This is a genomic window from Blautia sp. OF03-15BH, assembly GCF_003463065.1.
In the GTDB taxonomy this organism is placed as follows: Bacteria; Bacillota; Clostridia; order Lachnospirales; family Lachnospiraceae; genus Limivivens.
In genome coordinates, this window is record NZ_QSCM01000001.1 from 502,395 (window position 1) to 514,184 (window position 11,790).

Genomic DNA, 11,790 nt, shown 5'->3' on the forward strand with positions numbered 1-11,790 from the left:
TCTTATAAATAATGCGGAATAAGACACAATTTATAGATGCATTGAAACAGCAGCCACGCAATTCCTGTAAAAATAATTCTATTATAGACAAGTGAATTCATTCTGCTTATTATTTTATTATTCCAACAAATATATGCGCCCAACATCAAAATTGGCAAATAATATCTAGCTTGTACCCCTGTAATATAATCACTGCCTACCGGCGTAAAACCAAGATAAAGGGCAACCCATATTAAACCTATCACCATAAATAAAACCAAGCCACAAGAGATTCTTGTTGTAAATTTTATTTTCACACTAGCATTCTCATTTTCGGAATCAACAAAAAACAAAAGAAATAATATTGGTAATAACAAAATGCTCCACTTTTCATGAAGACATCCAAAAGATGATAAATTCAAAAATAATAAATTTGTCATCATCTCATTATTATCTACAAGTATTGATTCTCTATTTCCCATATTTTCGAGTGAAAAAATATTAGCAAAAAACAATTTTATTGCAGAAACTGGATGACTCAAAAGTGATATCAATTGCCTTACTGTACTTGTATCTCCGCCTCTACTGTCTCCACCATATGAAAGATTACCAGATACTGTATTGGAAATAGCCGGCAAAACAAATGTTCCCATAAGTAGAAGAAACACTCCGATTACTCCAATTTTAAATAATACTACTTTTTTTCTAGAGATACAAAATCTATCTGCTGGAATTATTAATAATAGCAAGATAACAGGTATATAGACAGCCTTAGAAAAAGATCCCCAAACAAATAGCACTATAATAAATATTAAATTTTTAGTATCTACTTTTCTGTCACTCTCCATTTCATTCATCCAAAGAACAAAGCCTAAAATCAAGCTCGCAATTATCGTGCCATCGTATGTATAGGTGCTATTTAAAAAAATAACTGTAGGCATCATTCCAATTGCAGCAATAAATGTTTTTTTCCTAGTTGCAATTTTTATGGCAATATAAATAAGTAATGTAGTGAACAAAAGATTTCCTAGTTTTCCTAGCATATATACATAGGTGAATGGAAGATTCAAAATTTTTCCAAGTTGATAAAAAACTGCCATAAATATAAAAGGTCTCTTTGCATATTCTACAAATAAAGACTCTTTATCTTCTACTTTTTCCCAATTACAGCCTTCGCTATTTAAATAGTTCCGAATTTCTGCTGCTTCCAGCTTTGTATTAGAGTCTGGCACATTTTTAGTTGCTACCATATATGCCGCTTTATTCCAATTAACTGTATAATCTGAAGCCAATTTATATACACTCGAAAAATGAATTTCTTCATCCCATGCAACATATCTTCCACCTGCAAATAGAATCATCAAACATCCTACCGATAAAGAAGTTATGACATAGAAAACTGCTATTTTTTCTTTTAACATACTTGGAACAAATAAAATCAAAAGAAAGAGTACACAAAACACAAAACTTAATAGGCACCGATATTTATTTACCTCAAATGAATTTGAAATAATAATATCCTGAATTTCAGTTCCCTGATCTTCGCCTATTTGAATCTCTAAAGAAGATATCTTTTTATTGATATTTGTTGAGGCTATCTGATATGCAGCATTAAAATCATCCACTTCTTGAGATTTTATTTCTTTTCCAAACATATTTTGCTCATTTAATAAAAGCGTATATGCTCCACTTTTCTTAAAATCTCCCATTATAGAAATTGATTTTATATATATAGGCTCTTCCAACTCCAACTTATATATATTAATACCAAAATCATTTCTTTCCTTCATAGAAGATAAAACAGATACTGCTTCATAACCTTCCAATATAGAATGTATATTAAACAAGACTTCTAAGCTTGCTGTTATCAAGAAGCAACAGATAAATCCTATACACCATTTTTTTATCTTTCCAATCTTCCCTACTTTATTTATGAGGCAATTCATAATACCTTTTCTCCTTAAGTAATACAATCCAAATTCCATTGATGGTCATTATAAGTAATAAATCCCATTGATATGGGTAACTTTTTTTGTATGTATTTAACTGAAAAACTGGAACTTGATATCTATTTATACTCTCATCATTTAAATTCACATAACTTTGTCCATTTAAATTGTCAATATACAAACCAACTTTTACATTTGATGAAATATCCGATCCTTTAAAAATAATTTTTATGCCCTTTGTATTTTCTATATTAACAGGTATCTTGCTTAAATACGGCGAACTACCATCATTTATTAAATTTTTCAATTCAAACACACCATCAGATATTTCATCCTCCCCATGAAAGACCTGATATATAATTTCTCCTGATTCAAAATCTTGTTCCATATAAAAACTGACCATAACGCTTGTGAGTTTTTTCCCATCTGCCTGAATTGAAAGTACATTCGTCCTACTATTTGTTATTACTCCTGCTTTCCCAATGTTTTCAATGTTATCTGTATTAAAATAGTAAGCATTTTCTTCTATAACTGGAAATGCCAGAAAATAAAAGAATAACATAACTTCTATCACAAATGTTAGCCAACCAATTAAATATTTTTTTTTATATTTTCTCACGTCAATCCTCATAAAACAAATACCGCCTAATTTGCTTCTACAACAGATACTCTCGGCATTAATAAATAAAATGTTTTAATTTCCTTTTCATCATAATAAAGTGTTTTATAATTTCCTTTTAAAACTCCCTTTATTTTTATTCGGTTACCTACCACAGGGATTTTAGTTTCATCCTCAAAATAATATGTAACATAATAGAGTTCATGCTTATCTGTCTCTAATAAAAACGCTGCATATACCTTTTCTTCATCTGCATAATTAATAATTTCCTGTCTTACAACTCCCTCAATTTGTTTCTTATTTCCACTGTAAAGATATGGAAATTCACAAATCTCCTTATAGTCCAGTGATAATTCTTTTTTATTTATATCTTCAAACCCATTTTTCTCAGCATAAAATAATTCTAATTTTGGACAAGAATTATAGAAATCTTTGTCTAGCACAGCAGTATTTCTATCTCCCTGATCAGAATCTTTATATTGCAACATACTACTGTAAGCCATTGCTATTGAAACAGAATCAAATCTTTTAGGGTTTAAATTTAAAATGCTTTTTGTATTATACAAAGCATCTGTTGATAATAAACATACTTCTTCAAACGTCCCATAAAAATCTCCCATCTCTCCTATTTCAAAATTAGGAACTCGGGCTTGTTTATAATTATTTACAAGTGTATTTTTATAATATCCCCAATATATGTTTCCATCTTCTCCTAAAATTTTTAAATACGCTTCCCCGTCTGTATTATAGACAGCAACGATTTCTCCGGTTAACTTCATTATTCTTTTTTTATAAGTTTCTGGATCCTGAAGTAATTCTTCATAAGTAAACTCTGATGCTTTTTCAGTTAAAGAACTAATCATTTCATTCTCATATATCCAGTCTCGCCTTATCAATTCATTGTTTGGCGAGTATTCATAGACGCTTCCATATTTTTCACCTTGATTACATTTATACACCTTGTAGCTTCCATCTGCTAAAACTTCTTTTACTCCTCCATTAACCACCCCTTCCTCATATGTTACATATATGATTGCTCCCTCCTCGTTTTTTATCTCAGCATCTCCTTCGAGTTTTCCATTTTCCCATTCTCCAGAAAGACTCCACTTCTCTTCGTTAAATTCTATCTCTACGCTTCCTTTTCCTTCTGGCATCCCATTCTCTTCTTTTCCTGAAAATATTCCAGAATAAATTTTATCAAAAACTTGAACGGTTATATAATTTGTATTTTTTTCTGCATATGCCGTCTGGCTTCCTAAAGTTTCCAGACTTAATACAAATACAATATTTAATAATAATCTTCTACTCTTTTTCTTTCTTATATTAAATAGCATAATTACTCGTTCCTTTCTGACTTTTTAAAAACACATTATTATATTTTCAAACTAAGTTTTCAGAAATAGCAAACGTCATCTAACTTTTACAAAATATAGAAGCAAACAAACCAACTAAATGTACTTTATGTAACATCAAGAATATTGCAACACTGAGTCTTACGCTTATTCTTTCCCCTTTAAGTTTAGAAGAATAAAATGGATATTTTATAGGAATTTTCTTTTCTGTTAACCATCTGAATTCTCGCACGTATTCATTCATAAAATCCTCTTTTGAAGCAGTTTTTCCTGAAAATAATAAATACCATACTAAATACCTTACATAAAAGTACTGAAAATACTCGTCTTTATTCTTTCCCACACTATAAAGCTTATCCATAAGTTCTACTACATCAATTTTTTTATTAAATCCTTTTTGAATTGTATTTGAAACACTTTCTTCATTGTAGAACCAATTATATCCAATATAATCAATTACTTTTATCTTATCTGTTTTCGCAAATAAATCAAGACAAAAATAAATATCTTCACCTGATTTATAATTTAAAAACTTTATTTCATTTTTGAGAAGAAATTCTTTCCTATAAATTTTTGCCCACGGAGCCGGCACTGTAAACTTAAACCATTTTGAATTGACTGGTTTCACCACAAACTTAATTTCTTTTTTCCCTACTCTTCTATAACCTCCCATAACCAAATTCATTTCTGAATTTTTTATAGTATTTAAAAATGTAGAAAAATACTCTTTATCTACATAATCATCATTATCTATAAAACAAATAAATTCTCCCCTAGCTTCTCTTATTCCAAGATTTCTGGTTTCTGCTACTCCAGTATTTTCTTTATCAATAATTCTTATAGATTTTGGTTTTTTCTTCTGATATAACTCTAGTATATCCATTGATTTGTCTTTGGAACCATCATTTATTAACAAAAGTTCATATTCATCTTTTAATTGTGGCAAGATACTATCTAAACATTTCGCAATGTGATTTTCTGCATTATATACTGGAACTATAATTGTTAGTTCTTTCATTCCTTATCTCCCCTCTAATCTTGAAACCTTTTACTCTTCTTATTTACGACACAATTTTATTGTGCAAAAAAATTTCCATACATTCCCACCAGCATCAACACAAGTGGTACAACTATTGCAATTCTTATATAACCATCTTGAGAAATATCAATTACACATCGTTTATTCCCCAAAAGCAACATCAATGGCAACATCAGCGGATAATAATATCTCGGCTGAACACCGCTGATGTGGGTAGCACCTACTGGTGAATAAGAGAGATAGAGTGCACTCCAGATCAGACCCAGTACCACAAAGAGAATCACTCCAAGAGAAATTTTATATTTCTTCTCCAATACCCAACAGTCTTCTTTCCTGGAAAGGAAAGTCATACCAAAAATCCATGGAATTAGTATATAATTCCATCTGGAGGGAAGTTCGTTCATACGGCCAAAGAATGCCAACCCCGGTGTACCGGCAAAGTAACGGCCAAATTCTCTGAACACTTCTTTAAAAAACAGCCTGATATATTGTAGCGGATAAGCCATAATATTCCGAAGCTGCAGGACCACGTCCGTATCGCCGCCTCTTGGATCACCTGTGGTTCCAATCTGGTCGGTTGCGTTCCAAATTAGTGTGGGAAGGACAAAGGTCATAAGGACCGTAAGCAGCACTACACTAACAAGAATAAAAAACGATCTTTTTTGTTTTTTATCCTTGAAAATCTTCTCCGGTATAGAGAAACATACCGCGATCATAGGAATATAAACTGCTTTTGAAAGAGAACCAAAGCCAAAAGCCAGTACACTTCCAAGAAGGTATCTGATGGCATTTGTTCTTTCTTCCAGAACCGCTTTCAGCCACAAGACCATTCCAAGCATCATAAATACATTCAAAGTCACATCATAAGTGTAGGTTGTAGCAATATAGACCTGTGTCGGCACCATGGCCAATGCTGCGATTATTTCCTTTTTCCTCGGCATCAATCGGATTGCAAAAAACATTCCTATGACATAGAGCAGCAAATTCATGAACTTTCCGAGCATATACATTCGATTGAAAGACAGATTCATCAAACGTCCAAGCCAGACGCCAAAGGCTTGCAAAAGATAACCTGTATAGGAAGGTTTGAAACCGACACTATTTTCTATCATTTCTTCATTGGAATGATATTTATCATTCAGGTACTGTGTCAACAATTCTTTTTCTTCTGCCGTATTATATCTGTCCTTGGTCAGACGGTCACACATTAGCCGATACGTATCATTGCTTTTGATTTCTCCACCGACAAATGACAGTTGATAAACATTTTTAAAATGGATCTGTTCATCCCAGCCGTTTTCACTGATTCCCTGTGAAAAGATTGTAAAAGAACCAAGAATCAGGATTGCAGCCGCCGTAATCCAGTCTAACTGCCTGCTAAACCATTGTTTTTTTGTAAAAATCACATAAATAAGTAAAAGAGTGATCATCAGAAACAGCAGTCGATATTTATTCATTGCAGTAATACTGTAGAGATGAATGCTTTTCAGTTCCACTCCTTTTGGAAAAGCAAGCGAAAGTACTTTCACATCCTTGTCTATATTTGAAAAGCCACTTCCCAGTTCCGGCCAATAAGCATCTGTTACTTTTTCCAATTCCTCTGTTTTAAAGCTATTATCATACCGCACATAAAAGGTGTAATCTATTTTTTCCGGAGTATTTAAAACCACCTGCAGTTTCTTAATGTAAGTCGGTTCCTTCATCACCAACCGGACACCATGAGCCATTTCTTCCACTGTTTCCAGACTTTCCGGTGTTTCGCTACCTTGCTGATAGAAAATATCTGCTTTTTCACCTTTTACAAAGGTGCGGTAATTGAATACCAGCAGTTCGATTCCAAAAGACGCAGCGATAATAAGAAGCAATACAAGTATTTCTTTCAGGATTTTCTTTAAAATATCCGGCATATCAGATAAACCTCTTCTGTTTCCATAATACTTAACTGTTACAACTGAATTTTGTCACCCTTGCAAACGAGAAACCTTCAGAAAGTTTCTCTGAAAGATTTAAAAATTTCCGAAAATACACCCGTATGACTATCCCCGTCTCAAAATCTTCTTCGCCACCCGTTTCACCAGATACTTCCCGCTGGAGACTTTCCGGCCAAGCCAGCTTTTTGCACGATAGCTGAGGGGAAGGAGGACGCTGCCGCCTTTCTGCTCCAGGGCGTTTTTGAGCCAGGCAAGGGAGGTTTTTCTCTGAGCCTCGATGGCTGCGTTCACAGGTGCATAATCGACAGGCTTTAAGAAGGCATCGTTTTTCAGGATGTCTTCCGGCCGCTCTGCATAGCGGTTCCAGAGGTTGAATGCTCCCAGGAGAGATTCAAAGCGAGAGCTGCCTCTCGCCGGATTTCCGATGGCGATAAAGGGCTTGTTAAAAAGGATCGCCATGCAGGTTCCATGGAAGGAGTCGGTAATGACAAAATCGCTGTTTTTGAAATAGTAAAGCCACTGTTCCACCTGGAGATTTTCGACGGTGTTGGGCAGATTCAGTTTTTTCTTATTGGCCGGGAACTTATTGTACCAGCCATCCAGCATATTGATGAGCTTCCGATCCAGTTTTTTGGATACATGAAGAAGTGCCTCTCGTTTTTCCGGTGTCGGATCCAGAATATAAGTAGCAATATAGGGTTCTTTTTCATCGAGACCGCAGTTGTCAGCAAGATCGCCGAGAACATGAGGATCAGCCATAAGCACCGGATCCAGCACATGATCGGCTTTCACGCCAAACACACGGCGGCAGATATCCACGCCCTCTTTTTCCCGGACGGAAACGGCATTCATCCGGCGCATGCAGCGGACCGCTTTTTCCGTAAAATCTTCAGGTGCCTGGAAGTCTCCGCTTCCGAAAGAGGTCGCATAAGCGATCTTTTTCTTGTCATCTCCGGCAAAATCCAGAAAATAGCTGTGACCGAAAATCTTGGTCACTCCGTAGTTCCAGAGCTGGTCAGAGCCGAGGACAAAGGCATCACAATATTGATTCAGCTCGCCGATCTCAGACACATGGTAGGACGGACTGATGTCGTAATGCTCCTCCGCAAAACGGATGGAATGACGGCCTTTCATACGCCCGTCATCGGGTTTCAGCCGGGGATAATGTACCATCAGTGTGCTGTAGCCCAGTTTTTCAATGGTCTGCTGCAGCGCATAGTAAGTGGCGATGCTGCCGTAGTTACAGCCGTACCAGACGCCTAAAATTCCCACATCATAATGATCTTTCATATCTCTAACCTGCACTTTCCTGTTTATCGAATCTTTCTCAGAACCTTCTTTGCCAGCTGCTTTACCGGAGCCGGTGTCAGTTTTTTGATGGTTCCCTTGATCTTTGCCTTTTTTCTGGCTTTTTTCACTTCTTCCAGGGAGCAGTTTTCAAGGACAGCATCCACTACCACGGAAAGAGGTGCCTGCCCCCGGAGTTCAAAGAATTTCGCCCGGTCCGGATGGATCCTTGTTTTTGCCCGATAACGGTTATGTTTCACAGCAAAATCCACAGGAACCGGCTCGTCGAATTTGAGTTTCGGCTTGATCTCAGCCCAGATCCGGTCCGCTTTTTCATTATTTAAGAGTACCTCAGAAACGCCCAGAGGATCCTTATAGTCCGGATTGTACTTTTCCAGTCCCCAGAAATCGCCGATGGTAAAATCTCCCTGCCGGGGCGGTGCCGCGAAATGACACTGCGCGCAGGATTCTCTTAAAAACAGTGATTTATGGAAGCCTTTTTCAAACGCATCCTCGCTGATATCACTGATTTCCCTGCTGCCGTTCTTTCTGGTTGCCAGACAGACCATACAGTTCTGACCGGCATCCTTGGTACGGAAGAGAAATTCTTTCAGATCGCCTTTCGGGAAGCGTTCTTTCAGATATTCGTTGAAAACACTCTGAGAAGGAACGCCGTGACAGACGATATCGACCAGGATAAGATTTTCCGTATCTGTTTTTCCAAGATACTTTCTCAGTCCCGCATTCTGGCAGGGTGTTCCGGAAAAGAGTACCGTCTTTCCGTCTTTGAGGTCCTGTTTTACCTGACGGTAGGAAAGTCCCACACGGCTCTGAACGTATTTGGAGCGCCGGAGAGCTGCCAGTTCTTCCATGGAGGTGATCCGGCGATGCTCGATCTCAAACGCATCATTCAACGCCACACCATAGACCACGCCATCCTTCTGGAAGACAGACTCTGCAAGCAGGGTAAAGACGGCTCCCGAAGAGCTGACTCTCCGGATTTCGTCTTGTCCATAAGCTGCCCGGCAATCCGGCTCTTTCCGGTTTGGCCGGTCGATCTCCAGTACCGGACAGGTTTTTACACATTTTCCGCACTGGATACAGGTGTTTAAATCCACCTTCGGAAAAACAAAGCCTTCTTTTCCTTCTTCCATGCGGATGGCATCCACCGGGCAGGCATTTGCGCAGGCGGCACAGCCGCAGCACTCTGATTCCGGCACGATGCGGATATCTTTAATTTCTTTTGACATTGGATCTACCTCCCGGGGTGTTTTCGTTTAGTTCAGTTCTTCTTTTACCAGTTCCAGAGCTGCTGCGATCACCTTATCCATATCGTAATATTTGTAGTTACCCAGACGACCGCCGAAGATCACGTTCTTCTCCTGGTCTGCCAGTTCCCGGTATTTTTCAAAAAGCTCATTGTTCTTCTCATCATTGATCGGGTAATACGGCTCGATACCCGGTTTCCATTCAGAAGAATACTCTCTGGAAATGATGGTTGTCGGCTGTTTGCCAAACTCAAAATGTTTGTGCTCGATGATACGGGTATAAGGAACCTCACGATCTGTATAGTTTACAACCGCATTTCCCTGATAGTTCTCCATTTCCAGTTCTTCTGTCTCAAAGCGTACGGTACGGTACTGAAGAGTTCCCAGCTTATACTGGTAAAACTCATCGATCATACCGGTAAACAGTGTTTTTTCCGCAATCTCCGGATTCTCTTTGATAAAATCAAAATAGTCGGTGTTCAGCTTCACATCTGCACCATCCAGCATTTTCTCCACGATCTTCGTGTAACCGCCCATAGCAATCCCCTGGTAACGGTCATTGAAATAATTGTTGTCATAGATAAAACGGAACGGAAGACGTTTGATGATAAAAGCCGGAAGCTCGGTACAGGGACGGCCCCACTGTTTCTCGGTGTAGCCTTTGATCAGCTTCTCGTAAACATCACGGCCTGCCAGAGAAAGTGCCTGTTCTTCCAGATTTTTCGGTTCTGTAATGTGGAGCTCTTTTCTCTGCTCTTCGATTTTTGCCTGTGCCTCTGCCGGTGTACGGATCCCCCAGAGCTTGCTGAAGGTATTCATATTAAAGGGCAGGTTGTAAAGCTCGTCTTTATAGACAGCCACAGGAGAGTTGATGTAATTATTAAATTCTGCAAACTGATTCACATAATCCCAGACCTCTTTGTTGCTGGTGTGGAAAATATGAGCACCATAGCGGTGTACATGAATGCCATGCACATTTTCCGTATAAACATTTCCCGCGATATGATCTCTCCGGTCGATGACCAGTACACTTTTTCCTCTTTTTTTTGCTTCATAAGTAAAAACTGCGCCGAAAAGCCCGGCACCTACTACAAGATAATCGTATTTCATGTTCTTCTCCTTTTATTTCCTTCGGGCCATTGCTTTCAGTCTGGCCTTGGTATTGTCGCTGATCAGTGGCCGTACTGTTTTATAAAGCTTCAGTACCGCCTTCATCGCCAGTGATTTTTCCGGCTCCTGATAAGCCTCATTCCGCACAGGCGCCTCCAGCATCTCTTTCAGCCATTTCTTTGCGTGCTTCCGCTCTCTTTTCAGGATTTCATGCGCTTCTTTATAATCGACAGACTCCAGAAGCTCCGGCCGTTTCTCGATTTCTTCCGCATCATAGACAAAACGGTCTTCCAGATGGAACAGTCCTGCCAGGGATTCAAACCGCGGCAGTCCTCTGCCCGCATTTCCGATACAGATGAACGGCTTGCCGAAAAGAATCGCAAAGCTGGCTCCATGACAGGAATCTGTGATCAGAAAGTCACAATGGTAAATGTAATAAAGCCAGTCCTCTACCTTCAGATCTTCTACGACCCCGTCCAGATGCATGGCCTTTTTATTTGCCGCAAAATTCTCCGTGTAGCCGTCCAGCATATGGACCATGGGCAGATTTTTCTCTCCTGCCACATGGAGGATCGCTTCCCTTTTTTCCTCCGTCGGATCCAGGATATAGGTACAAAGGAAGGGTTCTTTTTTCTTCTCCCGTTCTTTCGCAGCCCGGGAGGTCTTCATCAGATCCTCAAAAATCTTCGGATCCACCGTAAACACCGGATCCAATACCCGTTCCGGCACGATGCCGAACGTATCCCGCATCAGATCCACAGCTCCGCTCTCCCGGACAGAAATCCCGTCAAAGCGTTCCAGAAGATGTTTGGTCTCTTCTATGGCCTCCGGCGGTGCAAAAAACCCCGGATGGCCAAAAGAAGCGGCATAAGAAAGCTTTTTCTTATTATCCGCTGCAAATTTCAAGAAAAAGGCTCCCTGATATTTTTCGCAGATACCAAAATTCCAGACCTGGTCAGATCCCATCACAAAACAGTCTGCATAGTCATTGAGTTTTCCCAGTTCATGGAACTGAAAGACCGGTGTCACCGGAAAATGTTCCCGCTGAAATCGTCTTCCGTCTGTGGTAAACAGGAAATCATCCGGTCCGATTCCCGGACGGTCGATGATCACGGTCCGGTATCCATAAGATTCTATTAAACGGTAAAGAGAATAGTAGGTCATGATACTTCCGTAGTTGCTGCTCCACCAGAGCCCTAAAACCGCCACATCGTATTTGGTTGTCTCTGCCATTCGTCTCCCCTCTTTTTTCCTCT

General features: G+C 38.8%; 9 protein-coding genes. All 9 read right to left on the reverse strand.

What is annotated here, in order from left to right; translation table 11 throughout:
* Positions 1-2: 2 nt before the first annotated feature.
* The 9 genes from DXA57_RS02255 to DXA57_RS02295 all read right to left on the reverse strand — a co-directional run bounded on the left by DXA57_RS02255 (position 3) and on the right by DXA57_RS02295 (position 11,767).
* Positions 3-1,925, reverse strand: a complete 1,923-nt coding sequence (locus DXA57_RS02255) for a DUF2142 domain-containing protein (RefSeq protein WP_158571211.1) — start codon at positions 1,923-1,925, stop codon at positions 3-5.
* Positions 1,906-2,559: a hypothetical protein gene (locus DXA57_RS02260; protein ID WP_117764268.1), complete on the reverse strand. Its 654-nt coding sequence runs from the start codon at positions 2,557-2,559 to the stop codon at positions 1,906-1,908. Before DXA57_RS02260 ends, DXA57_RS02255 begins: the two co-directional genes overlap by 20 nt.
* Positions 2,560-2,573: 14 nt before the next feature.
* Complete coding sequence (locus DXA57_RS02265; protein WP_117764269.1) at positions 2,574-3,881, reverse strand: hypothetical protein; 1,308 nt, start codon at positions 3,879-3,881, stop codon at positions 2,574-2,576.
* A 79-nt stretch (positions 3,882-3,960) separates the two neighbouring features.
* Positions 3,961-4,917, reverse strand: coding sequence for a glycosyltransferase family 2 protein (locus DXA57_RS02270; protein ID WP_117764270.1), 957 nt, complete (start codon positions 4,915-4,917; stop codon positions 3,961-3,963).
* A gap of 56 nt (positions 4,918-4,973) precedes the next feature.
* Complete coding sequence (locus DXA57_RS02275) at positions 4,974-6,845, reverse strand: DUF2142 domain-containing protein (RefSeq protein WP_117764271.1); 1,872 nt, start codon at positions 6,843-6,845, stop codon at positions 4,974-4,976.
* 129 nt (positions 6,846-6,974) lie between these two features.
* On the reverse strand, positions 6,975-8,159 hold the full coding sequence (locus DXA57_RS02280) for a polysaccharide pyruvyl transferase family protein (protein ID WP_117764272.1): 1,185 nt from the start codon (positions 8,157-8,159) through the stop codon (positions 6,975-6,977).
* A gap of 23 nt (positions 8,160-8,182) precedes the next feature.
* A complete protein-coding gene (locus tag DXA57_RS02285) occupies positions 8,183-9,406 on the reverse strand; it encodes a Coenzyme F420 hydrogenase/dehydrogenase, beta subunit C-terminal domain (RefSeq protein WP_117764273.1) in 1,224 nt (407 codons plus the stop codon).
* A gap of 27 nt (positions 9,407-9,433) precedes the next feature.
* On the reverse strand, positions 9,434-10,534 hold the full coding sequence (gene glf, locus DXA57_RS02290) for a UDP-galactopyranose mutase (protein WP_117764274.1): 1,101 nt from the start codon (positions 10,532-10,534) through the stop codon (positions 9,434-9,436).
* Between the two features lie 12 nt (positions 10,535-10,546).
* On the reverse strand, positions 10,547-11,767 hold the full coding sequence (locus DXA57_RS02295; protein ID WP_117764275.1) for a polysaccharide pyruvyl transferase family protein: 1,221 nt from the start codon (positions 11,765-11,767) through the stop codon (positions 10,547-10,549).
* Positions 11,768-11,790 lie beyond the last annotated feature (23 nt).